Consider the following 23,081-nt stretch of genomic DNA (forward strand, 5'->3'; position numbering starts at 1 on the left):
AGAAGCAAAATGGCATATAGCGAAAAAGTAATTGATCATTACGAAAACCCACGCAACGTTGGTGTTTTAGACAAAAATGCAGACAACGTAGGTACAGGCATGGTCGGTGCACCAGCATGTGGCGACGTAATGCGTTTACAGATTCAAGTGAATAATGACGGTGTAATTGAAGAAGCACGCTTTAAAACCTATGGCTGTGGTTCGGCAATTGCATCAAGCTCACTAGTAACTGAGTGGTTAAAAGGTAAAACTTTGGACGAAGCTCAAGCCATCAAAAACATTGATATTGCAAACGAGCTGGCTTTACCACCAGTTAAAGTACACTGCTCTGTACTTGCAGAAGACGCGATTAAAGCGGCTGTTGAAGACTATCGTACCAAACAGCAAAAAGCTTAATTGTTTCTCGTTTTAAAGACAGATTAACGGAGTTTTCATGATCCATTTAACTGAAAATGCTGCAACTCATATCAGCAATTACTTAAAGAATCGCGGTAAGGGTGAAGGTATTCGCGTTGGCGTGAAAACTTCCGGCTGTTCGGGTCTGGCCTATGTGCTTGAGTTTGTTGATGACGTCAATGCATACGATCAGGTATTTGAACAGCACGGTGTAAAAGTATTCGTTGACCCGAAAAGTCTGGTTTATCTTGAAGGTTTAGAGATGGACTATGTCAAAAACGGCTTGAATGAAGGCTTCGAATTCAATAACCCGAATAAAAAAGGTGAATGTGGTTGTGGTGAATCCTTCACGGTTTAACTCCCGACCTTCCCTTCTTTTGCAGATTAAAACAGTGTCTTGTACACTGTTTTAATTGCATTTATGCAGTCCTTTTTTGCAATCAATCGCGGATTATCTCTCCCATGAATCATTTTGAGCTGTTTAACCTGCCTGTAGCACTCGATATTGATTTGGCTACTTTAAAAGCAGAATTTTTAAAGTTACAGCAACAATATCACCCCGATAAAGCCGAAGATAAAGACCAGGCGCTGATTCAGTCCAGCGAAATCAACCAGGCGTATAAAGTTTTATCTCAGGTTGACAGCCGCGCAGGTTATTTACTGAGCTTAAAAAAACAGGATTATCATCTGGATCAGTCGATCAGTGATTTCGAGTTTTTACAGTCTGCCCTGGAAATTCGTGAGCAGCTGGATGATGCCCGCTCTGCCGATGAACTGGCTTCCCTGAAAACCGAAGTCCAGCAATGGATTGATGGTCTGGTTCGCGAATTTAAAATTGATTATGCAGATGAAGACTGGGGCGAAGCACGCGATACAGTACGTAAATTGCGTTTCTTCCAGAAAGTCATGACCGATATTGACAAGGCTGAAGATCGTTTCCTCGACGACGACAGCTTTGACCTAGATGACGATTTTTAATTTTATTTTTTCAAATTAACGTGCAAAGGATGTAACACAATGGCGCTCTTGCAAATTGCAGAACCAGGACAATCAAGCGCACCGCATGAACATCGCATTGCGATTGGAATTGATTTAGGCACCACACATTCACTGGTGGCCACTGTTCTTTCGGCGCAAGCCAAAGTCCTTCATGATGAACAAGGTCGTGTGTTACTTCCCTCAATTGTTCATTATGCCGAAAATGCCACGCAATATGGCAACGATGCCAAACCGTTTATCACCAGCGATCCGAAAAATACCATTGTTTCAGTAAAACGTTTTATGGGTCGCTCCAAGGCAGACATCAAGTTTCAGCATCCTTACGATTTAGTGGGTGAAGCCAATGAAATGCCGGCTTTTGAAACTGCGCAGGGTCGTAAAACACCAGTAGAAATCTCGGCTGAAATTTTAAAACAGCTGAAAGACCGTGCTGAAGACAGCCTGAAAAATCCGGTCAATGGCGCAGTAATTACCGTTCCGGCTTATTTTGATGAAGCCCAGCGTCAAGCCACACGTGATGCAGCTCAACTGGCCGGTCTGAATGTGCTGCGTTTACTCAATGAACCGACTGCTGCTGCAGTAGCCTATGGTCTGGATCAGGACAGCAATTTAAGTACCGATCGCAACTATGTGATTTATGACTTAGGCGGCGGTACCTTTGACGTATCGATTTTACGTTTCTCGCAAGGTGTATTTGAAGTACTGGCGACCGGTGGTCATACTGCATTAGGCGGTGATGATCTGGATCGTTTAATTGTCAAATGGGCGAAAAAACAGCTGAATATTGACACATTAAATGATACTGAATATGCCCACTTTGTGGTCGCAGCGCGTCAGGCCAAAGAAGCGCTGTCGGATGCTGAATCGGTAGAACTGCAACTGTTAGACCAAACACTAACACTGGATCGTGCAACTTTTGAAAGCATTATTCAGGTGGCGTTAGACAAGACCATTAGCGTCTGCAAACGCGTGCTGCGCGATGCCAAACTGGAACTGACCGATATTCAAAACGTGGTACTGGTTGGCGGTTCTACCCGCTCCTATGCGGTGCAAAAAGCTGTTCGCGAAGTGTTTAACCAAGAACCGCTGTGCACCATCAACCCGGATGAAGTGGTTGCGATTGGCGCCTCTATTACAGCCAATCAGCTGATTGGCAATACCAAAGACGGCTCATTGCTGTTAGACGTCACCCCACTGTCTTTAGGTCTGGAAACCATGGGCGGTCTGGTCGAACGTTTAATTTCACGTAATACTGCAATTCCAGTTGCGCGTCGTCAGGAATTCACCACTTATCAGGATGGACAAACCGCCATGCTGATTCATGTGGTGCAAGGTGAACGTGATCTGGTTGAGCATTGCCGTAGTTTAGGCCGTTTTGTCCTGCATGGTATTCCACCAATGACTGCCGGTCAGGCGCGTATTGAAGTCACCTTCCAGGTTGATGCCGATGGCCTGCTTAGTGTTTCTGCCAAAGAAACGACTTCTGGCGTTTCCGCGCATATCGACATTAAACCGTCTTATGGTTTATCGAGCGAAGATACCGAACGTTTACTGCTTGACGGTTTCAAATACGCAGAAGAAGACAAACACCTGCGTCATTTACAGGAAACCAAGGTCGAAGCACAGCGTGAACTGGAAGCTCTGGAGCAGGCACTAAAAGTTGATGCACAGCTATTGAGCGCAGAGCAACTGGACGCATTGAATAGTGCGAAAACCCATTTGTACAGCCAGCTTGAAACAACCGATATTCAGGCTATTGAACAGGCTGTTGAACAGCTTAAAATACACAGTGATGCTTTTGCTGCGCTTCGCATGAACCAGCATATTGATGCTGCTCTTAAAGGCACCAAGCTCGACGACTGGTCAAACTCAAACTAATTTAAGGTAAAGACTATGCCACGTATTAAAGTACTTCCACATGCGCAATTCTGCCCAGAAGGTGCTGAGTTTGAAGTTGAACAAAATGCCAACCTGTGCGAAAGCCTGTTAAAAAATGGCATTAAAATTGAACATGCCTGTGATATGTCATGTGCCTGCACCACCTGTCACGTGGTGGTACGCCGCGGTTTTGACAGCCTGGAAGAAATGAATGATGTCGAAGCTGATCTGTTAGATCGTGCTTGGGGTCTAGAACCTGATTCACGTTTATCTTGTCAGGTACAGGTGGTTGATGAAGATCTGGAAGTTGAAATTCCAAAATACACCATTAACCATGCTTCTGAAAATCACTAAGACTTAAAACAGAAAAACCACGCTCCGGCGTGGTTTTTTTGACTTGATAGAACACTCAACAATCTTCGATCAAGCAGATCATCTATCTTTATAATTTAATGAAATTCCCGATCTGGTCGATTAACCTCGACTTCTTCAATCACTTCATCTTCCAGTTTTAATTTCACAATACCCTGCGAGTTGGTCAGTTTTTGCTGGGTCTGAATCCGTTTAATCATTTTTTCCAGCACACCAATCAGTTCCGGATATTCAAAGTTTTGCACCTCATCCAGATTCAGCAACAGATGAAAACCTTTGTATTCATAGTCAAACCAGCGCTGATAATCGGATTTTCTGGCCGCATACTTTTCCATCACCTGCCAGGTTTTCACCGGCCCCTGAATACCTTTCAGGAAAATTGGCGCTTTGGGTGCGCACAGATAATCATTTTTCACCAGTTGATAAGTATCATCTGACAGCAGAATTTCATCAACTTCGGCTGCGCTTTGCAAACGCGCCGCCAGATTGGCATCGCGGCCGACAATGGTATAGGCCATCCGATGCGCCGCACCATAGTTACCCACGTGGCAATAACCGGTACTGATGCCCATGCGGATATGTAACGGCGGATAGCCCATTTTAATCCAGCGTTCACGCAGCAGTTTCATTTGCTGGCGCATGGCAATGGCCATTTCAACGCAGGTCTTGGCATCATTTTCTACACCCTGACTGCTTGGATCACCAAAGAAAATCAGGATGGCATCCCCCATAAACTTATCGACGGTGGCTTCATACTGCTTGGCAATTTCAGTCATATGACTCAAATAATCATTCAGCAGGTAGGCTAAATCGTCTGGAATCAGAGTTTCAGACAGCTCGGTAAAGCCCTGAATATCGGAAAAGAAGATGGTGAGTTTTTTACGTTTATATTCAATTTTGGCTTCTGACTCGCCTTTCATGATCGAGTGCCAGAGCTGAAGCGGCGCATAACGGCTCAACTGGTTGGCAAACTCCATATAGCGGTTCATTTGCTGATAATAATGTTCACGCTTATGGTTAGAGGCACGAATCCGGCGGGTCTGATAAACACTGCCCATCCCGAAATACACGATCATGCACAGGAAGGCCAGAATGGTCAGCTCATTGGTGGTGTATTCAAAATATTCACCAAAGCCAAATACGAAAATATTGCACAGATAGAATACCGACGCTGCAAATAAAGCCGCCAGCGACACCAAAAAGAACGACACTTTGACGTTAATGGCGGTATACAGCAAGGCAAAAATAGCCGCAAAGGTCAGGACCAGATTTAAATGCACGGCCGACAGACAGATGGCCACAATCATAATATCTATAATAAATAAGATATTTCTTTTAATCTGATAGTTATATTTAGATTGTAGCCAGCGCGACAGTTTCGGGGTAATAAACAGCAAAAATGCCAATAAAACCGGAATATAAATTTGGTACTGGGTGTCTGGATAGGTGTAATGATAGACAATCAGGATCAGCGATAAACTGGCATAGCCCATGACCCGATGCAGGTAATCAAATTGTGTAGGATCTCGATCCATCCAATAACCTAGTGACACCGTACTCTACTCTCCTTAGCGGATCTGGTCACACCATACATCCCTGCATGATGCAAACACGAATATCAGTCCATTCGCCAGTCAAATGGCATATCGCCCTGACCGCGCAATGCCAACATTAGCGTTTGGCGCATATGGTTCAGCACTTCATTGTTATACGGTACTGCTGGTGTTCCCCAGACCGGTTTTGGCCATGCCACATCATTTTGATAACGCACCACATGATGGAAATGCAATTGTGGCACCATGTTGCCCAGTGCAGCGACATTCATTTTATCGGCACGGAATACACGTGACAGTTGGCTAGATAACCAGCTCGATTCACGCAGGAACTGTTCCTGATCGGCCTGACTTAATTCATAGAGTTCAGTAATGCCCGGCACACGTGGAATAAGAATGAGCCAAGGAAATTGCATATCATTCATTAAACGACATGTTGACAGGGGAAAGTCGCCTACAAAAAAAGTATCTTGAGCAAGTTGTGGATGCAAACTAAACATATCTTTATAAATGACGCAAATTAGAATGATGGCTAATACTATCACATCCCAAAGGACGTGAATATTCTATAACGGCCGTTTCACCACAAATAACACACTATTTGCAGCCAGCCAGAGCAATCCCCTATCTTCAATAAATTTCCTTAAATAATCAAGACTTCTTTGCGCAGTCAGCGATTAAATAAACAGCAGGAATTGCATCAGGACTGAGCGCTAACTCAGGCTGGCAGCTCACGCAGCAGTTGCTCCAGCAAATCGGAAATAAACTGAATCCGTTTTTGATGTTCATCCAGCAGCACCATGACTTTTAAACGCTGTCCGCCATCCATCCGGAAATAGGTCGGATGTTTTTGCATCATCTGGATAATACTGATCGCCTGCACCGGGGTATCTGGCGAAAACTCGATATTGCCACCATTGGCACCCACATCAATTTTGGTAATACCGAGCTGCTCGGCTTTCAGACGCAGCTGATGCACGGCAAATAGCTGTTTTACCGGTTGTGGTGGAATACCAAAACGGTCAATCAGTTCCATACGGATGTTGTCGAGTTTTTCCTGTGTATCGGTATTGCTGATACGTTTATAGAATAATAAACGCTGATGCACATCGCCCAGATACTCATCCGGAATCAAGGCTGGCATATGCAGGTTGATTTCCGCTGTTAACGACAACGGCGCATCGAAATTTGGGGTTTTGCCTTTTTGAATGGCTTTAGTGGCTTTTTCCAGCATTTCCATATACAGGCTATAACCAATGGCCTGCATCGAACCGCTTTGCTGTTCCCCGAGAAGTTCACCGGCACCACGAATTTCCAGATCTTCGGTGGCCAGCATAAAACCGGCACCCAAGGTCGATGCACGCTGAATCGCATCCAGACGTTTTTCAGCATCACCTTTTAAGCCTTTAATCGACGGCACCAGCAAATAGGCATAAGCCTGATGGTGCGAACGTCCGACCCGGCCGCGTAGCTGGTGTAATTGCGCCAGGCCGAGCTTGTCGGCGCGTTCAATTAAAATGGTATTGGCATTCGGGACATCAATCCCGGTTTCAATAATGGTGGAACAGACCAGCACATTATATTCTTTATGATAGAACTGCTGCATCACCTGCTCCAGTTCACGCTCACGCATCTGGCCATGTGCGACTGCGACTCGCGCTTCCGGCACCAGCTGGCGGATATTTTCTGCTGCACGTTCAATGGTATCGACTTCATTATGCAGGAAATACACCTGACCGCCACGCAGCAATTCACGCAAAATCGCTTCTTTGACTGAATCACCAGTCTGTTCCTGCACAAAGGTTTTTACGGCTAAACGACGCGCAGGTGGTGTGGCAATGATGGATAAATCGCGCATACCACTAAAGGCCATATTTAAGGTACGTGGAATGGGGGTTGCCGTTAAGGTCAGCATATCGACATCGGCGCGCAAGGCTTTAATCCGCTCTTTATCGCGCACACCGAAACGGTGTTCTTCATCGACAATCATCAGGCCCAGCTGTTTGAACTGGACATTTTCCTGCAAAATTTTATGGGTACCAATCACAATATCGACTTTGCCTTCGGCCAAATCTTCAATGATTTTAGTATGGGTTTTGGATGAACCAAAACGCGACAGGACTTCAATACGCACCGGCCAGTCGGCAAAACGGTCTTTAAAGGATTCATAATGCTGCTGTGCCAGCAAGGTGGTCGGTACCAAGACCGCTACCTGTTTATTATTTTGCACGGCGACAAAGGCGGCACGCATGGCCACTTCAGTTTTACCAAAGCCAACATCCCCACAGACCAGACGGTCCATCGGTTTTGCCTGCTGCATATCATATAAGGTTGCTTCAATGGCATTGGCCTGATCCAGGGTTTCTTCATAAGCAAACCCGGACGCAAACTGCATATACAGTTTTTCATCCAGCTCAAAGGCATAGCCCGGCTTGGACTGACGGCGTGCCTGTATATGTAGCAACTCAGCTGCAACATCATGAATCTGCTCCAAGGCTTTACGCTTGGCCTTGTGCCAGGCATCAGTGCCAAGTTTATGTAGCGGTGCCAAATCCGGATCGCCACCACTATAGCGGCTAATTAAATGCAAATTGGTCACTGGCACATAGACTTTGGCGCCATCGGCATAATCGAGCTGCAAGAATTCATGATCCTGCTGATCAATTTCCAGCGTCACCAGTCCAGCATAACGCCCCACACCGTGATCAATATGTACCACTGGTGCACCAATACTCAGCTCGGTCAGACTGCGTATTAAAAACTCTTCCGAGACTTCCTGCTGACGTTTACGCCGACGCTGAACCACACGATGTTCATAAAGCTGATTTTCCGAAATGACCGAAAGCTGGCCCTGAATTACCAGACCACGATCTAAAGGAGCGTTGGTAATGGCAACGGCATATAAAGATTTCTGGAATTCAGCAAAGTTCTCAACCGTTGGGATTTCTCCCAGACTGGAACGCAGCGCATCTTTTAAGGTTTCACGGCGACCGGCACTTTCTGCGACCAGCAACACCGGATGATTGGCAGCGTTAATATACTCTTTGACCAGACTGAACGGTTTTTCCCGTTTCGGATCGACCGGCAATTTAGGCGGTGCTTCAGTGGCCAGATTTACCACACCGGCTTTTTCAGCAAAATGATCTGCCGAGGCGATGATGCGGCCAAACTGGTTCAGCTGTCCCAGCACCTGCTGCGATGATAAAAACAGTTGCTCGGGCGGTAAAATAGGCTGGTCAATATTATGCCGGCGATCTTCATAACGGCGGTTTACTTCCTGCCAGAAGCTGTTTAAACTTTCTTCCAGCCCTTTATCTGTAATGACAATGCCATTCTCAGGTAAGTACGCCATTAAGGTACTTTCGGCAGCCATTGCCTGAGCGCTAAAGAATAACGGAAAATAGAACTCTATCCCTGGCGAGGCAATGCCATCGAGCACATCCTGATACACCGGGCTTTTCTTTGGATTTGCACTTGGGAATAATTCTGCATAACGATCGCGGAACAGCGAACGGCCTTCTTTTAAAGGAAACTCTTTGGCGGGTAGTACTGAAAATTGCTGAATGGTTTGGGTGGTCCGCTGGGTTTCCGGATCAAAAAACTTCAGGCTTTCAATTTCATCATCAAACAGGTCAATCCGGATTGGTGCTTCTTGCCCTGAAGCAAAAATATCCATAATACTGCCGCGCACCGCAAATTCACCATGGTCATAGACTGTATCGACCAAATGATAACCAGCCTGAATCAGGCGTTTCTTTTGCTGTTCCAGTTCAAACTTCTGGCCAACCTGAATATCAAAATGCTCACCTAAGACCCAAAAGGTTGGCGCCACACGCTGCGCCAGGGTTGCAGCCGACACCAGCAGTACGCCCTGCTGTGGCATATTCGATAAAATCGCCAGACGCTCAGAGACAATATCCTGATGCGGCGATAAACGGTCATAAGGTAAAATTTCCCAATCCGGGAAAATGGTCGGTTGAATACCATAAAACTCAAATTCGCTTTCCAACTGCCCCAAATGCTGGCTGTTACGCGCCACCACAATCAATAACTGTTTATGCAGGGTGCTCAGCTGTTTAATCAGCAAGGCCGCGGATGAGCCCTGCAAATTGCCCACCCAGCGTTTTTCGCCCGTTTTTAATTGTTTCAGATTGAGTTGGGAGCTTTCGTGTTGGAACATGTATATAGCTTTTAGGTCTAATCAACATGCGGCTTATACTAACACGAGCATTTCCATCCATTACGTTAATTTTTCTTAATCTTTATCTGAAAAAATGAGACTGCATCTGGCTGAAAAATGGATTGAAGCTTACTTTTTCTCACGCAAAAACTGACGATAATAATCATTCAGGCGTTTCACGATACTTTTAAACTGCAACAGGTTTTCTTCTGTGTTGCCCAAACGCGTCACAAAGCTTTGCGTGGCAATTTCCAGATCAATTTTTTCATTGATCAGCATGGCGGTAAAATACAGTTCTTTCAGGTCATCAAAACGGTTCATACGCCGATTAGACAAATACTCCAGCCGCTCCGATAAAGCATCATTCAGCACAATACCATCGACGATATAGCCGTGTTGCGGATCAAACTGAATCTGATGTTCAGCCAGAAATTCTGCTTCTGGAGAGGGCTTGCTTTTAAACAGTTGCGCCACTTTATTGAACATATGGTTATATCCTGAAATTCGCTGTGCCTAGTGTATCTGCTTTAGCATGGAGATCCAGCGTTTGAACGCGGATATCTTCATAAAAACAAAAAAGCATCCGAAGATGCTTTTAACTTGAGAGTTTTAACCATACTGGCGCTGTAAATAATGCACAATATCATCCGATTCAAACATATGAGCGCCGCTATTTGGATCGACCAGATAAGGCACCTGAATATTCTCTCCCATCAGTGCCAAGACTTTCTCACGTTTACCGCCCTTTAAAGGTACATATTTACCTGGCTTTAAACGTAATTTGGCCAGCCCCTGATCCTGCCAGCGCTCTTTGGCCACATTATGGAAAATAAAAGGCAATTCCAGCTCGGTTAAGGTACTGCGCACAATGCGCGTATACGGACTGGCTTCAAAACCCCACAGCTCCAGCAGTTGCTCTGGTGCCGCACGGTTTTTAATCTTTTTCTTGACCCAGACCCCGCGTGCACCATTAAGCAGCGTACCCGCAAAGGCCACAAAGGGAATTTTTGGATAATGTGCATAGCGCCGCGGGGTTTTCCCGCTTTTGCCATAGTGTTTAAACAGATGATGAATAATCTGCTGCGATTCGTAGAGATGATCTCCAGTATTTTCATCTACCAGAAATGGAAATTGCAGTTTACCGCCCAATTCCTTGACCTGCGGACGGTATTTTTTACCACCTTTAGGACAGGGATAGACTTCATAATCCAGATTCAGCAAGGTCATGACTTCGCGGACACGTCGACAAAATGGTGAACCTTCAAACTCATACAACTTGAGCGGCTGCTCAGGTTGCTTGGGAAATGCTGTGCCATTGCTTCCGCGCCCGCCTTCGGTCAAAGCAGAAGCCAATGCCTGTACCACTTTAATTTGATGATGCAACATCATGACCTTCCTGTTCTTGTTATGTTCTAGAAGATGAATGCCGAATCGGGTTGATTACAGCTCCACCAATGCTTCTTTGGCCACCACAATACCATTATTATCGGCATAAATATAATCACCCGACTGAATATTCACACCACCAAAGCTGAGCGGAATATCGACCTCACCCACGCCTTTACGGTTACTTTTTTGTGGAATTGCTGCCAGCGCATGTACGCCTAAATCCAGTTCAGCAATGGCATCGACATCACGTACACAACCGTAAATAATCACACCATTCCAGTTGTTTTTTACTGCAGATTCGGCAATCAGGTCGCCCATAAGTGCACAGCGCATTGACGCACCACCATCCACCACCAGCACCTTGCCCCGGCCTTCAGTCGCCAGTAATTCTTTTACACGCGAATTATCTTCAAAGCATTTTACCGTCACCACCTGACCGCCAAAACTTTTACGCGCGCCATAGCTTTTGAAAAATTTGCCATCCATTGATGGGGTGACCACTTGCAGCTGTTTATCTGGGTTATCATCCAGCAAATCACAAGTAACGAAAGCGACTGTAGACACGTGTGTTTCCCTCATTTTGTATGTTGTATGCGTAAATTATCATAAATTTCAAACTTTTCAGTTTGAGTTAAGGCAGCCTCGACCATAGTATGAGCCACCTGCCCGGCTGTCACTGGCCGATGTTTAAAATTTTTAGGCAAAAAAGATGAACAGCGCTGAAACAGCTGCTGTGACAGATCTTCCAGAAAACGTGCATCCTGACGCTCGCCTAGCAATAACGATGGGCGCAGCAGTGAAACTTTGCTTAAAGATAAGTTCTGAATGTACTGTTCCAGTTCACCTTTGACCCGATTATAAAAAAATGGCGATCTGGCATTGGCCCCCAAGGCACTGACCAGCAGATAATGGGCAGAGGTTTGCTGCAACAGCTCGGCAAAATGGGCATTGATAGTAAAGTCGGTCGCATAAAAGTTATCTTTTGAGCCGGCTTTTTTCAGGGTGGTACCCAAACAGCTAAAGCCATGACTATGCTCGCTGACATCCTGATCATTCAGCATCAGTAAATCTTCCAGCACCAATGGCTGTACTTTGGCCATCTGTTCAAAGGCTGCATCCGGACGACGCACCACCGCTGTAACCTGCTGACAGGCAGGATGATCATTTAAGGCAGAAACCAGTGCCCGACCGACCAAACCGGTCGATCCTATGACAATGGCTTTTTTTATGATTTGAGTCATTTTTTATCCAATATTCAGGCACTCACACTAATCTAACGTTTTCTTTCATTTTTTTCTGCATCTTAAATGTTGTCAAAGCTTGTCAAGACTTGACTTCGACGCATTGTTTAATCAAAATATGGCACTTGTTTACGGGCTGGTGAAATTCTGCTGATGTGGTTTTCAGTTGAATTGCGGCCCGCCCAGACCAATCTATTTCAAGGAGTGCACGAGTGGCAAACTCTGCTCAAGCTAAAAAACGTGCTCGTCAAAACGTTAAAGCACGTAAACATAACGCAAGCTTGCGTTCTATGGTTCGTACCTATCTTAAACGTACAGTAGCTGCTATCGCTGCTGGTGACTATGCTGTTGCTTCAGAAGCTTACAAAAAAGCTGTACCTGTAATCGACCGCATGGCTGATAAAGGCATCATCCATAAAAATAAAGCTGCTCGTCATAAGAGCCGCTTGAACGCGCAAGTTAAAGCATTAGCTTCTAACTAATCGCAAAGCAGAAAGAGCCCTGATTCAGGGCTTTTTTTGTATCTGTAGATTTTATTTTGGTCCGATCTTATCCTCAATACGTTTACGTCCCAATCGATTCCATCTCAATTCCACACTAAACCGTCTAAAAAACATCTAACCATCACACGACCTACCATCACTAGAAAATAAATCTGTCCCCCTATATTTTTGATTGCCACAACATCCCCCATAAAAAAACACCTCCTAAACTACTTAGAAGGTGTTTATATAATTCAGACTAGAATGTTGAATATGAATTGTTATTTCAGCATCAGTCTTAAGTTTTCTGGGGTTAAATAAGCCAGTTGCAGACTATTATTAGCGCTTAACTGGGTCCATTGCTGGTTTGCCCCACCGGTACAGCCATAGCGGATTAAACGGGCACGATTGTCTTTTAAATAGCCATGTTCCAGATCAAAACATTGAGCACCCTGGCGGATGGTTCCGGTTTCCGTATGCATTGTCCACACCTGACTGTCCTGTGTGGTGCTACAGCTGGCCAGTGTTACCATATTGCCGTTATTGCTTAAACACAGATCCATCTCGGCTTTACTATGAATCCGGCCCAAACCATCATAAATCCATTGCTCGGTGTCATCTCCGGTACAGGCGCTTGCACCACTGATATAGACATTTTTCTGACCTGTCGCCAGAGTTTCCACTTTCAAACAGTTATTTCTGTTTTTAAGTAGCGTTGCTTCAGCCAGAAGATCTTCATTGGCCAGTCCCAACTGCGTCACGAAGCCATCCAGCGCTGTTTGCGCTTCAGGTTTTGCATGCTCCAGATCGGCACGGTAGACATTCATCCAGCGATTCAAACGGTAGATGTTCTGTTGCTGCTGTTCATAACGCTGCAACTGCTGCTGAGCTAGTGCACTCAATTCATGACGATTTTCTGCATAAGAATCATATAGTAATTGTGCAGCCGGCTTTAAAGCGATCACCGCCTGATTGGCCTGTGCTTCCAATTGCTGCTGGAATTCCGGCAATTCCACTTTTCTAAGCGCCGTATAACCATCCGCGCGTCCAATTTTTACAGCAGCTGAAATGGCAGTGCTGTATTGAGGAATCGTAAGTGTCGATAATAATTTCTCGGCTTCATTGGCTTTTTTGCAGTACAAATTAACCTGTTGCGGCTGATCTGCAATGGCCAGGTTCACATGCAGCTTATTGGCATTACCACGCATACGATGAGGTGCCAAAGCCACGTTCTGGTTGCGATTGGTATATTGAACATCTAACCAGCAAGCCGCCTGCTCTGCGCCACGCTGTGCAGCTGGCAAATCATAGACATTGCCCCAGTTGCTGCGTGCTGCCGGATACAACACCCCTTGCTGGGTTTCCGGATCATAGCCGCCAATAATGGTAATCACCGGCACCCCAAATAAACGCGGTTTTAAATAATAGCCATCGGCGCTGTTATACCAGACCTCGCTTGAATTCGGCACTTTCGGATAGACCACTTCCATCTGGCGGCTGTCCGGATTCCAGCGTTTATAGCCGGATGGCGAGCTTTCATCCCACACATGACGATTGGTAAAATGCGGCTGGATACGCAAAAAGGTACTATAACCGGTGTAATGGGTATAACGTGAAATACTGCTATTGGTGGCACCGCCTGACATGGCATCCCAACCATACGGATACAGTTTCAGGAAATTTGGCACCCCGTTTTTGCCATCGCCCAGATTGGAGGATTGCCAGGCCAAATTACCGCGCATTTTGTTGCGATAGCCTATATAGCCCCAGCCACTATCGGCATGATGTGCCGACCAGAAATAATTGGTGGTGGTATCATCTACTTTAAAAGAGCCCGGATAATGGCCTAAACCATAATGATGGCCAATTTCATGGCTAAATTCGTTACCCACCGAGTTATACAGGGTCAACATGCCGTTACCGCCACTCAAGCCATGGGTCTGTTCACCATTGCTATATTTACCCCGCGCATGGTGAGTTACCACAGTTTGAGTCAGTTGAGGCTGTTGCTGACTGAGCATCGAAGCACTGGTCACCCCCCAGTTGGCCAAGTTAATTCCCACACTAAAGGTCGATTTCGCCGTGTTTTCACGCATATCCCCCGAATAAACACCGCCTTCGCCTGCACTTTGACTATCGTAGATGGTGCCGTTGGCCACCATCACCCGATCCAGCTGAATATCATCATATTTAGCCACCGTCATGTGCGCTGCCGGAATGGTCTGGAAATAGTCTGAGCCTGACTTTTCCGGTTCAAGCAGCATGGCATGCCCTGTTGAATGTGGGGGCGCAGTGAGCAGTCCAATCCGAATATTATTTAGTACCAGTTCACCAGGCGCAGCAAAATCAATCTGCTCTGCCAGTAAATCACCACTGCGGTTTTTGCTGTCAATGATCCGTAATTTTAAGCCCGGACGTACTTCATCCCAGTTTAAGCGCGCTGACCAGGCCCGTTTACTGTAGCGCACTTCTGCACGGCCATCACGATTGCTCTGGTCCGAGGCCGGAATTTGAGTCGGATCAGCCAGGTTGATACGGCGTAACAGCCGTTCATTCTGATACACCTCAACCTGCAGTGCATTAATCTGATCCATCTCCTGCATCGGTGTGATTAATAACAATGCCTCCCGTTCTGCGGTTAAACGTGGCATTTTTTTCTCTTCGTTACCATTCGGGTCAACCACATGGCCTTGGGCAAACTGCACCATCGCCTGTAAAGAACCTGTTAAATCATTACGCACTTCACGTGATTCAGACTGGGCATTAAAATCATAAAAACCCAAAACAGATGGACTTACCACATCTTGCGTTGGCTCAGGATAATGACTTCCATGCAGCGGAGCATCTGGTGCTGTCCCATTGTTCGGCTGTTGACTTTCTCCATCACTACCACCACCGCCACATGCCGTCAGCATAAACGACAATATACTGACACTTAACAAACTAAGCGGAAACTTGATCACACTTTTCACTATTTACTTTACCCCAATGTCAATTTATGACTAAAAATAAAAAAATAAACACATATTTTTCAATAACTTAATTAAATATATTAAAGTAGTTTAGAGTCCAAAGCAATGTGTTGTACTTTATTGAGCAGATACAGAGAAAGCTAATTTTTATTTTTTAAATGATGAACAAAAATGCAGCAGAAAATAAAATTTTGATTTAGGCGTTTTTTAGACAGACAAGACTCTTGCACCCCCAATAGAAATAGGCGTAGCACATAGTCATTTTAGGTGAATTTTTTTGAGTGTGAGCAAGATATATTAAAGCCAGCCATAGCTCACCTTCACAAACCATCCCCAGCGCAAATTTATATTAAACTTTTTGATGAAACTGCGAGATATCCAAGGTATGTACTTTGCCGCGCCAGATCCATTTCAACTGTGATTCCAGAAAATTTTCACCTTCAAACCAGACAAACAGCCCTTCCATCATTTGTGGCCAGTCTTCCTGTGACACCTCATTACGCCCTGAAATTACCGCAATAATCGCAGCCAGAATGGTGTCATGACTGACCGCCAGACTTAGGCCGCCCGGACTGTTAGGATGAGTGTTATAAATCAGTTCCAGCACATCCACCACGCCATGAATCGGATGTTTCATGCCCGGCAAGGCATTATTGACAAAGCTGTTAATAAAGCCCAACGCACCCTGCTGGCGAAAATACGGACCAGCCTGCTTGATGTCCAGCACAAAACTGCCTGGCTCGACCAGCAAGCCCTGCTCGACAATTTCAATATGATGGGTATTTGGTGCAATATGTACCGAGTCGGCGCCTTCAATCATTAAGGCGGCAGTATCGACACAGCGCTGGATTGGACTAGAGATACAATGCTGAATGGCGCGTCCGCTATGGTCAATGAGATAAGCCCCCCATTTTTGCGCCAGTTCACGTCCCGGACCGGTTAACTGCAAATCATAGCCCGCCAGTCCCTGTCCAGCCACATTTTCACGAATGGAATGCCGGGTAAACAAGGTCACGGGAGTATGCACATCGGGCAACAAATCAATTGCCTTTAACATACTCGGTGGAAGCAGCTCTAACGCCATGGATCAAGCCAAATACAAAGGTGTTAAGCCCACTATAGCATGTTGGCAAATTAGCTCAATGTTCATTCGCCATAAGTGCTAGAGCACGCAAGGCAATCTCTTTCATTTCGGCATTTTTATAGGCAATAAAATTGCCATTTAACAGCGTATCACGATGGTTATATAAAAATGGCCGTCCCTGAAAATCAATCAGGCCACCGCCAATCCGTTCAATCAGGCATTGGCCAGCACTGGTGTCCCATTCACTGGTTGGGTGAAAACGCGGATATAAATCCACTTTATCTTCCAGCATCATGCAGAACTTATAAGCACTGCCAGCACGAAAAACCGTATAGTCCTGTTCAATCGTAGCGAGCGCCTGTAGATACTGCTCATAGACCGGTTTATTTTGGCTACTTTGACTTAAACCGACTTGAATCTGCGGACCACTGTCTACATATAGATAGGCGTACCATTGCTGTTGCTGGATATTAAACCGTAGCGGCAGGCCCTGTTTGGGGCAGATATACACCGTTTGCTCGCCCGGAATCGCCAGAATGGCAAAGGTGGTATGAATGCCTTCGATCAGACTCAGGTTAATGGTAAATTCCGGACGTTGATGTAAAAACTCTTTGGTGCCATCGAGTGGATCAAGCAGCCAGAACGTGTCCCACCGCGCCCGATCATAAACTGCGCCTTCTTCTGACAGTAGCGGCACATCTGGAAACTGCTGGGCCAGCTGTTCTGTAATGAAGGCATTCACCCGAAAATCGGCCTGGGTTACGGGCGATTCATCGCTTTTGTGTTCAATATCAAAATCGGCACCGGAACAATAACGCTGATATTCTTCTCGCAAGATTTCACATGCCTGTGTCACAATGGGCATCAGCTGCAAAATCAGTGGATCTTGTGGTGCTGTGGTTTTTTTAAACATAGATAGCCTTATATGTCGAATTATTCTGATCAACCCACCATCATCTTTGACATGGATGGTACGCTGCTTGACCTTGCCTATGATGATTTCATCTGGAATGAGCTGTTACCGGTCCGCTATGCCGAGTTGCATCAGTGCAGTCTGGCCGAAAGCCGGGATACCCTGTTCCAGTTTTATCAGGAACACAACCATACCCTCAACTGGTATTCATCGCGCTTCTGGACCAGTAAAGTCGGGGTCGATGTACTGGCCATGCAGATTGAGCACAAACATAAGGTGGCTTTAAGACCGGGCTGTATCGAGCTGCTCGATTACCTAAAAGCCAATGGCTATCCAATCTGGCTGGCCACCAATGCCGACTGCGCCGGACTGGCCTTTAAACTTGAGCAAACCGGTCTGACCAACTATTTTGATGTCATGATCAGCAGTGAAAGCGTTGGACATGCCAAAGAATTTGTCGAATTCTGGCAACACCTGGCACAGCAGCATCCTTTTGATCCTGCCCGCTGTTACTTTATTGATGATACCGAAAAAGTACTCAATGGTGCAGCAAAATTCGGTATTCAACAGCTGCTGACCATTCAGCAGCCTTCATCAGGCAAAGCAGCCCGTGCAGATAGTCATTATCCGATGCTGCATGCGCTAACCGATCTGATTCCCCTATTGCAACACGCTGAGGAAAACAAAATATATGCCTAAATCTGCTCAACACGAAGCTGTAGAAAGCATGCGTATTGACAAGTGGCTCTGGGCGGCCCGCTTTTTTAAAACCCGTTCAATTGCCAAAGCAGCCATTGAAGGCGGCAAGGTGCATCATAATGGTGAGCGCGTCAAAGTTTCCAAGGAAATCCGGGTTGGCATGGAGCTGACCGTACAACAGGGCTTTGACCGCAAAACGGTCAAAGTGCTGTCTTTATCAGCAGTCCGCGGTCCGGCACCGGTGGCCCAGCAACTTTATGAAGAAACTGAGGTCAGTATTGCTCGTCGGGAATTGATTGCATCACAAAGAAAGTTGCATAATCTAGCACGGCCTGATCATCGTCCAAGTAAAAAAGACCGACGACAAATCAGTAAATTTAAACAAGAAAATGATCAGTCCTATGACCAGTCCTGGTCATATCATGATGATTAATTTTGGGCGTCAGAATGTGTCGCAAGGCCACTGATTTTCATAGAAGAGAAACATAAATTCTGTCACTATACTCGGGTGGAAAGAGTTTGAAGTACATACATCCACTTGAGTATATTGTTTGGTGACATCGTATTGAGGTTGTAAGATGGATGAGAATAAAAGCAAGGCGCTAAATGCTGCCCTAAGCCAGATTGAAAAACAGTTTGGTAAAAACACAGTAATGCGTCTTGGTGACAATACCGTACAAGCTGTAGAAGCAGTATCTACCGGTTCATTAACGCTGGATATCGCGCTCGGTATTGGTGGTTTACCAAAAGGCCGTATTATTGAAATTTATGGCCCTGAATCTTCAGGTAAAACCACAATGACCCTGCAAGCCATTGCGGAATGTCAAAAAGCCGGCGGCACCTGTGCCTTTATTGATGCCGAACATGCTCTTGATCCTCAATATGCGCGCAAACTGGGTGTAGATATTGACAACCTGCTGGTTTCACAACCGGACAACGGTGAACAGGCACTGGAAATTGCCGACATGCTGGTACGTTCAGGCGCAATTGACCTGATCGTCGTCGACTCTGTTGCGGCCCTGACCCCTCGTGCCGAAATTGAAGGCGAAATGGGTGATTCACATATGGGCCTGCAGGCTCGTCTGATGAGCCAGGCGCTACGTAAAATTACCGGTAATGCCAAACGTTCTAACTGTATGGTGATCTTCATTAACCAGATCCGTATGAAGATTGGTGTGATGTTTGGTAGCCCGGAAACCACCACTGGTGGTAACGCACTGAAATTCTATGCCTCAGTACGTTTAGATATTCGCCGTGTTGGTCAGGTCAAAGAAGGTGATGAAATTGTCGGTTCTGAAACCAAAGTAAAAGTGGTGAAGAACAAGATGGCACCTCCGTTCCGTGAAGCGCTGTTCCAGATTCTGTACGGCAAAGGTGTGAACCATTTAGGTGAACTGGTCGACCTGGCTGTGCAGCAAGAGATTGTGCAAAAAGCTGGTGCTTGGTATTCATATCAAGGTGAAAAGATTGGCCAAGGTAAAAACAATACCATTCGCCATCTGGAAGAACATCCTGAACTGGCACAGACCATTGAAAAACTGATTCGTGAACAGCTATTAACCACAGGCAACGTGGTTGAAGAAAAAGACGAAGAGGAACCTGACTTTTCATTAGATCTGTAAGACTCAACTGTTGAGACTTTAGACATTACACAATACGCCCTACGGGGCGTTTTGTTATTATGCTGATGGCCCTTTTCTGCGAGATGCTTATGTCAGATGCGAAATTCACTAAACTGTTGGACTATGAAACCTTAAAGCAGCAATTTGGCGATGCAGAAGATCAGCCAGCACCATCTGTATCTGCAACTGCCCCGCCTGAATTTGATCCTGAAGAACGTTTATTCGATCATAATAACAGTCAGGAACACAAACCCGGTTTAAGCGGTTCACGTTTGCGCTCTTATGCCTTTGCAGTCCTGACCCGTAAAGAATATTCCAAAGCTGAACTGATTGAGAAACTGGCGCTGTATGCAGAAAACCGTGAAGAAGTGGTCGTTTTGGTCGATGAACTGTCACGCGAGAATTACCAGAGTGACCAGCGTGTGGCCGAAACCCTGCTGTCCAGCCAAAAGCGCAAAGGCAAAGGCCCCAATCAGATTAAAATGAAGCTGAAAAGCAAAAAAATTGATACCGCTTTAATTTCAGAAGAACTGAAAGAAACCGACTGGGTGCAGCAAGCCTACGAATTAAAAGTTAAAAAGTTTGGTACTGATGTCACGAAAGACCCGAAACTGAAAGCCAGACAGATCCGCTTTTTAATGTATCGTGGTTTTGAAATGGATGCGATTATGAAGGCGATTAACCGTAAAGCAGAAGATTAAAAACTGAATCTAGAGATGTAGATAAGCATCTAACTAGGATGAAACATCGACAAATATAAGAAAATAATATAGGGATTAAATCGAAAGGAAATTAAAAAGAAAAAAGCGATATTCTAAGAATTATAAAAATGGTGGCAACCCTACCAGCAAAGCTTCGGCACATCCCACGTCTGCTACCGTTGCTACCTTCCGGTCCTGGCGGGGTTCACAGGGTGAAATTGCGAAGTAACCGGCAGGGCTACCATTGCAGAAACAGAGTATAGACAATTTTATTGAACTTGCAAGTCCTGATTGCGCTTTTATATAAATCAGCCATCTATTTGATTATTAAAAAAACAGTTTGTATTTAATTGGTTATTTTGCAACAGAATTCCGAGAATTTTGACAGACGCCTAATTCATGACAACTTTGTAAAAGCTTATTGCAATTCGGGTTCGGGCCGTTTTTAATGTGCACATGATGATTTGGAATGAGCCCTTTCCTGCCCGCTCATTCCCAGTAAAGATAAAAGATGGATATGAAAATGATGCTAAAAAAGCATACGCTCTGTGCACTCACCCTGCTCTGCTCTGCGCCAGCACTGGCCAATATTCCCATTGAATCACGCGGCTTAAGCCAGAACAGCGGCAGTGCCAGCACCCCGGCGGCCATTGGCGCCTCCAATAGTGGCGCTCCGGTCACCACCAACCTGAACTGGCAATTGATGCAAAAAAACCAGCAGCTTGAAAATGATATTCGCACCCTGCGTGGCAAAATGGAAGAACAGGAAAACGAGATTGCCCAGCTCAAGCATGAACTGACCAACCGTTATACCGATTTAGACCAGCGTCTTGAACTGCTGAACCAGAAAATTGATCCGGAAGCGGCACCTGCTGTAGAGGAGGATAATCAACAGGATAGTTCTCCCAGTACAGCCAGCAGCAGCCAACCCGCCAGTAACCCCGTAAATAATACCGCTGCCCCAGCGCCAGCAGCGACCACCGTGGTTAGCACACAAAGCTCGACGGAAGAACTGGAAAAAGCGGCCTATACCATCGCTTTGGATGCCTATAAACAAGGCGGTGCAAAAAAAGCCATTGCCCCGATGCAAAACTTTATTAAAAACCATCCGAATAGCGTGTATATCAGCAATGCCTATTTCTGGCTGGCCGAGTTTAATCTGGCAATTGAACCGACCAATTACAGCGAAGCCAAAAAGAATTTTGAAATTGTTGCCAGCAAATATCCAAATTCGTCTAAAGCCTCTAATGCGGTGTATCGTCTGTATAGCATTGCTAAAAATGTCGACAAGAATGATGCACTGGCCGCACAGTATCGTAGCACCCTGCTGACCAAATACCCGTCTTCCCAGGAAGCTGGCTTTGTGAAAAGCTCATAACCCAAAAGCCTCAGATGAGGCTTTTTTTTATAACAGCAGGATCGTGTTTAACGATGGGTATGTACTGACATAACAATGCCCATCCCGGCCAGCAGACTGACCACAGCCGTACCGCCATAACTCATTAACGGTAATGGATCGCCGGTTACCGGTAAAATCCCGCTGACCATACCGGAGTTTAAAAACACAAAGAAGAAGAAGGTCAAGCCAACTGCACCGGCATATAGGCGACCGAAATTATGAAAACAGCTCAGGCTGATAATCAGGCAGCGGATAATAATTGCAGCAAACAGCGCGAACAGTAAAAATACGCCAAAGAAGCCAAATTCTTCAGCATAGGTCGACATAATAAAGTCAGTATGATGCTCCGGCAAATAACCTAAATGCGACTGAGTGCCTTCCAGATAGCCCTTACCGGTCAGACCACCCGAACCAATGGCAATTTTAGATTGAATAATATTCCAGCCAGCGCCGAGTGCATCAGATTCCGGATCAAACAGGGTTAAAATCCGTTTCTTTTGATATTCCTGTAATAAAAACATCCAGGCCAGCGGTGCAACAATGGCCATCGCCGCAAATGCCCCGCCAATTAAACGCCAGGACATGCCGCTCAGAAACAATACAAAAATGCCCGGAATAATCAGGCCAATGTTCAAGTCCGGCTGTAGCGCCACCAGCACAAAAGGAATGCCGAGCAGCACCAGCGCACCGACGATTTGCAGGAATTTGGGTGGAAACGGTTTACGAGCAAAATACCAGGCCATCATCAGTGGCATGGTAAATTTCATGAATTCACTGGGCTGCATACTGCCAATACCGGGCAGACTGATCCAGCGTTTGGCCCCCATGCGGGTTTCACCAATCAGCAGCACCAGTACCAGCATGAGCACGGCCAGGGCATAAAAATAGGGACTGGCGGCCTGATAGACCTTGGGCGGAATCTGCGCACAGATAAACATGGCAATAAAGCCGATACCAAAGCTGATGCCCTGACGCATCACCATTCCCATATCCTGTGCGGTGGCACTATACACCACCATCAGCCCTAAAATTGCATTCAGGATCAGGAAGCATAATAGCCAGGGATCGAGGTGTAGTTTGGTCCAGCGAGAGGTATCGCTTTTAATGCTTCTTCCATCACGTAAAGAGTGACGTAAAAAACGATACTGCTGAGAAGGTATCATTGCGCCCCATTCAATCCAGATAACAAATCATCGGCAAT

22 protein-coding genes and 1 other RNA gene are annotated in these 23,081 nt (G+C 45.8%); 11 read left to right on the plus strand and 12 right to left on the minus strand.

Going from position 1 to position 23,081, the window contains the following annotated elements; genetic code table 11:
* The first annotated feature begins 9 nt into the window (after nucleotides 1–9).
* From iscU to fdx, 5 genes are all read left to right on the plus strand, one after another.
* Complete coding sequence (gene iscU, locus GA693_RS05750; RefSeq protein WP_005178460.1) at nucleotides 10–396, plus strand: Fe-S cluster assembly scaffold IscU; 387 nt, start codon at nucleotides 10–12, stop codon at nucleotides 394–396.
* Between the two features lie 37 nt (nucleotides 397–433).
* Nucleotides 434–754 (plus strand): iron-sulfur cluster assembly protein IscA, encoded by a 321-nt coding sequence (gene iscA, locus GA693_RS05755; protein WP_005178462.1) that lies wholly within the window; start codon nucleotides 434–436, stop codon nucleotides 752–754.
* A gap of 104 nt (nucleotides 755–858) precedes the next feature.
* The gene (hscB, locus tag GA693_RS05760) at nucleotides 859–1,374 is read left to right on the plus strand and encodes a Fe-S protein assembly co-chaperone HscB (RefSeq protein WP_016659013.1); all 516 of its coding nucleotides are present in this window, start codon (nucleotides 859–861) and stop codon (nucleotides 1,372–1,374) included.
* A gap of 39 nt (nucleotides 1,375–1,413) precedes the next feature.
* Nucleotides 1,414–3,273, plus strand: a complete 1,860-nt coding sequence (gene hscA, locus GA693_RS05765; protein WP_005178467.1) for a Fe-S protein assembly chaperone HscA — start codon at nucleotides 1,414–1,416, stop codon at nucleotides 3,271–3,273.
* A 15-nt stretch (nucleotides 3,274–3,288) separates the two neighbouring features.
* Complete coding sequence (gene fdx / locus GA693_RS05770; protein ID WP_005178469.1) at nucleotides 3,289–3,627, plus strand: ISC system 2Fe-2S type ferredoxin; 339 nt, start codon at nucleotides 3,289–3,291, stop codon at nucleotides 3,625–3,627.
* Nucleotides 3,628–3,722: 95 nt separating this feature from the next.
* On the opposite strand, the gene GA693_RS05775 is transcribed toward fdx, so the two are convergent.
* From GA693_RS05775 to GA693_RS05805, 7 genes are all read right to left on the minus strand, one after another.
* The gene (locus GA693_RS05775; protein ID WP_171525163.1) at nucleotides 3,723–5,180 is read right to left on the minus strand and encodes an adenylate/guanylate cyclase domain-containing protein; all 1,458 of its coding nucleotides are present in this window, start codon (nucleotides 5,178–5,180) and stop codon (nucleotides 3,723–3,725) included.
* Nucleotides 5,181–5,263: 83 nt separating this feature from the next.
* Entirely contained in the window at nucleotides 5,264–5,698 is a 435-nt protein-coding gene (locus tag GA693_RS05780) for an HIT domain-containing protein (protein ID WP_005178471.1), read from the minus strand.
* 218 nt (nucleotides 5,699–5,916) lie between these two features.
* On the minus strand, nucleotides 5,917–9,378 hold the full coding sequence (gene mfd / locus GA693_RS05785) for a transcription-repair coupling factor (RefSeq protein WP_160241253.1): 3,462 nt from the start codon (nucleotides 9,376–9,378) through the stop codon (nucleotides 5,917–5,919).
* Between the two features lie 129 nt (nucleotides 9,379–9,507).
* On the minus strand, nucleotides 9,508–9,864 hold the full coding sequence (locus tag GA693_RS05790) for a hypothetical protein (protein WP_005178476.1): 357 nt from the start codon (nucleotides 9,862–9,864) through the stop codon (nucleotides 9,508–9,510).
* Nucleotides 9,865–9,987: 123 nt separating this feature from the next.
* Complete coding sequence (locus tag GA693_RS05795) at nucleotides 9,988–10,764, minus strand: glutathione S-transferase N-terminal domain-containing protein (RefSeq protein ID WP_160241252.1); 777 nt, start codon at nucleotides 10,762–10,764, stop codon at nucleotides 9,988–9,990.
* Between the two features lie 54 nt (nucleotides 10,765–10,818).
* Nucleotides 10,819–11,331, minus strand: coding sequence for a ribonuclease E activity regulator RraA (rraA, locus tag GA693_RS05800; protein ID WP_005178481.1), 513 nt, complete (start codon nucleotides 11,329–11,331; stop codon nucleotides 10,819–10,821).
* Between the two features lie 11 nt (nucleotides 11,332–11,342).
* On the minus strand, nucleotides 11,343–12,008 hold the full coding sequence (locus GA693_RS05805) for an NAD(P)H-binding protein (RefSeq protein ID WP_075167976.1): 666 nt from the start codon (nucleotides 12,006–12,008) through the stop codon (nucleotides 11,343–11,345).
* 212 nt (nucleotides 12,009–12,220) lie between these two features.
* Here GA693_RS05805 and rpsT point away from each other — a divergent pair, with 212 nt between their 5' ends.
* Entirely contained in the window at nucleotides 12,221–12,490 is a 270-nt protein-coding gene (gene rpsT / locus GA693_RS05810; protein ID WP_005178484.1) for a 30S ribosomal protein S20, read from the plus strand.
* Between the two features lie 281 nt (nucleotides 12,491–12,771).
* On the opposite strand, the gene GA693_RS05815 is transcribed toward rpsT, so the two are convergent.
* From GA693_RS05815 to GA693_RS05825, 3 genes are all read right to left on the minus strand, one after another.
* Complete coding sequence (locus GA693_RS05815; protein ID WP_407646728.1) at nucleotides 12,772–15,450, minus strand: M66 family metalloprotease; 2,679 nt, start codon at nucleotides 15,448–15,450, stop codon at nucleotides 12,772–12,774.
* A 361-nt stretch (nucleotides 15,451–15,811) separates the two neighbouring features.
* On the minus strand, nucleotides 15,812–16,546 hold the full coding sequence (locus GA693_RS05820; RefSeq protein WP_005178488.1) for a histidine phosphatase family protein: 735 nt from the start codon (nucleotides 16,544–16,546) through the stop codon (nucleotides 15,812–15,814).
* A gap of 55 nt (nucleotides 16,547–16,601) precedes the next feature.
* On the minus strand, nucleotides 16,602–17,459 hold the full coding sequence (locus GA693_RS05825; RefSeq protein WP_160241250.1) for a 3'(2'),5'-bisphosphate nucleotidase CysQ family protein: 858 nt from the start codon (nucleotides 17,457–17,459) through the stop codon (nucleotides 16,602–16,604).
* A gap of 12 nt (nucleotides 17,460–17,471) precedes the next feature.
* Between GA693_RS05825 and GA693_RS05830 the strand changes: the two genes are divergently transcribed.
* From GA693_RS05830 to GA693_RS05845, 4 genes are all read left to right on the plus strand, one after another.
* Nucleotides 17,472–18,158 (plus strand): HAD-IA family hydrolase, encoded by a 687-nt coding sequence (locus GA693_RS05830; protein WP_160241249.1) that lies wholly within the window; start codon nucleotides 17,472–17,474, stop codon nucleotides 18,156–18,158.
* On the plus strand, nucleotides 18,151–18,591 hold the full coding sequence (locus tag GA693_RS05835) for an RNA-binding S4 domain-containing protein (protein ID WP_005178493.1): 441 nt from the start codon (nucleotides 18,151–18,153) through the stop codon (nucleotides 18,589–18,591). The genes GA693_RS05830 and GA693_RS05835 overlap by 8 nt, the downstream gene beginning before the upstream one ends.
* 145 nt (nucleotides 18,592–18,736) lie before the next feature.
* Nucleotides 18,737–19,780, plus strand: coding sequence for a recombinase RecA (recA, locus tag GA693_RS05840; RefSeq protein ID WP_005178495.1), 1,044 nt, complete (start codon nucleotides 18,737–18,739; stop codon nucleotides 19,778–19,780).
* An 89-nt stretch (nucleotides 19,781–19,869) separates the two neighbouring features.
* A complete protein-coding gene (locus tag GA693_RS05845; RefSeq protein WP_127801453.1) occupies nucleotides 19,870–20,481 on the plus strand; it encodes a regulatory protein RecX in 612 nt (203 codons plus the stop codon).
* Between the two features lie 138 nt (nucleotides 20,482–20,619).
* Here GA693_RS05845 and ffs read toward each other — a convergent pair.
* An RNA gene (ffs, locus tag GA693_RS05850) (signal recognition particle sRNA small type) lies at nucleotides 20,620–20,716 on the minus strand.
* Between the two features lie 288 nt (nucleotides 20,717–21,004).
* On the opposite strand from ffs, the gene GA693_RS05855 reads away from it, so the two are divergent.
* Nucleotides 21,005–21,859, plus strand: a complete 855-nt coding sequence (locus GA693_RS05855; protein WP_104511293.1) for a YbgF trimerization domain-containing protein — start codon at nucleotides 21,005–21,007, stop codon at nucleotides 21,857–21,859.
* Between the two features lie 47 nt (nucleotides 21,860–21,906).
* Here GA693_RS05855 and rodA read toward each other — a convergent pair whose 3' ends face one another.
* Nucleotides 21,907–23,043: a rod shape-determining protein RodA gene (gene rodA, locus GA693_RS05860; RefSeq protein ID WP_005178500.1), complete on the minus strand. Its 1,137-nt coding sequence runs from the start codon at nucleotides 23,041–23,043 to the stop codon at nucleotides 21,907–21,909.
* Nucleotides 23,044–23,081: the final 38 nt, after the last annotated feature.

The organism is Acinetobacter indicus, from assembly GCF_009914475.1.
In the GTDB taxonomy this organism is placed as follows: Bacteria; Pseudomonadota; Gammaproteobacteria; order Pseudomonadales; family Moraxellaceae; genus Acinetobacter; species Acinetobacter indicus.

Bases quoted from the DNA above. Each gene is read 5' to 3' on its own strand.
- iscU (WP_005178460.1), top strand. From the start codon at position 10: ATGGCATATAGCGAAAAAGTAATTGATCATTACGAAAACCCACGCAAC.
- iscA (WP_005178462.1), top strand. From the start codon at position 434: ATGATCCATTTAACTGAAAATGCTGCAACTCATATCAGCAATTACTTA.
- hscB (WP_016659013.1), top strand. From the start codon at position 859: ATGAATCATTTTGAGCTGTTTAACCTGCCTGTAGCACTCGATATTGAT.
- hscA (WP_005178467.1), top strand. From the start codon at position 1,414: ATGGCGCTCTTGCAAATTGCAGAACCAGGACAATCAAGCGCACCGCAT.
- fdx (WP_005178469.1), top strand. From the start codon at position 3,289: ATGCCACGTATTAAAGTACTTCCACATGCGCAATTCTGCCCAGAAGGT.
- GA693_RS05775 (WP_171525163.1), bottom strand. From the start codon at position 5,180: ATGGATCGAGATCCTACACAATTTGATTACCTGCATCGGGTCATGGGC.
- GA693_RS05780 (WP_005178471.1), bottom strand. From the start codon at position 5,698: ATGTTTAGTTTGCATCCACAACTTGCTCAAGATACTTTTTTTGTAGGC.
- mfd (WP_160241253.1), bottom strand. From the start codon at position 9,378: ATGTTCCAACACGAAAGCTCCCAACTCAATCTGAAACAATTAAAAACG.
- GA693_RS05790 (WP_005178476.1), bottom strand. From the start codon at position 9,864: ATGTTCAATAAAGTGGCGCAACTGTTTAAAAGCAAGCCCTCTCCAGAA.
- GA693_RS05795 (WP_160241252.1), bottom strand. From the start codon at position 10,764: ATGTTGCATCATCAAATTAAAGTGGTACAGGCATTGGCTTCTGCTTTG.
- GA693_RS05805 (WP_075167976.1), bottom strand. From the start codon at position 12,008: ATGACTCAAATCATAAAAAAAGCCATTGTCATAGGATCGACCGGTTTG.
- GA693_RS05820 (WP_005178488.1), bottom strand. From the start codon at position 16,546: ATGGCGTTAGAGCTGCTTCCACCGAGTATGTTAAAGGCAATTGATTTG.
- GA693_RS05825 (WP_160241250.1), bottom strand. From the start codon at position 17,459: ATGTTTAAAAAAACCACAGCACCACAAGATCCACTGATTTTGCAGCTG.
- GA693_RS05830 (WP_160241249.1), top strand. From the start codon at position 17,472: ATGTCGAATTATTCTGATCAACCCACCATCATCTTTGACATGGATGGT.
- GA693_RS05835 (WP_005178493.1), top strand. From the start codon at position 18,151: ATGCCTAAATCTGCTCAACACGAAGCTGTAGAAAGCATGCGTATTGAC.
- recA (WP_005178495.1), top strand. From the start codon at position 18,737: ATGGATGAGAATAAAAGCAAGGCGCTAAATGCTGCCCTAAGCCAGATT.
- GA693_RS05845 (WP_127801453.1), top strand. From the start codon at position 19,870: ATGTCAGATGCGAAATTCACTAAACTGTTGGACTATGAAACCTTAAAG.
- GA693_RS05855 (WP_104511293.1), top strand. From the start codon at position 21,005: ATGATGCTAAAAAAGCATACGCTCTGTGCACTCACCCTGCTCTGCTCT.
- rodA (WP_005178500.1), bottom strand. From the start codon at position 23,043: ATGATACCTTCTCAGCAGTATCGTTTTTTACGTCACTCTTTACGTGAT.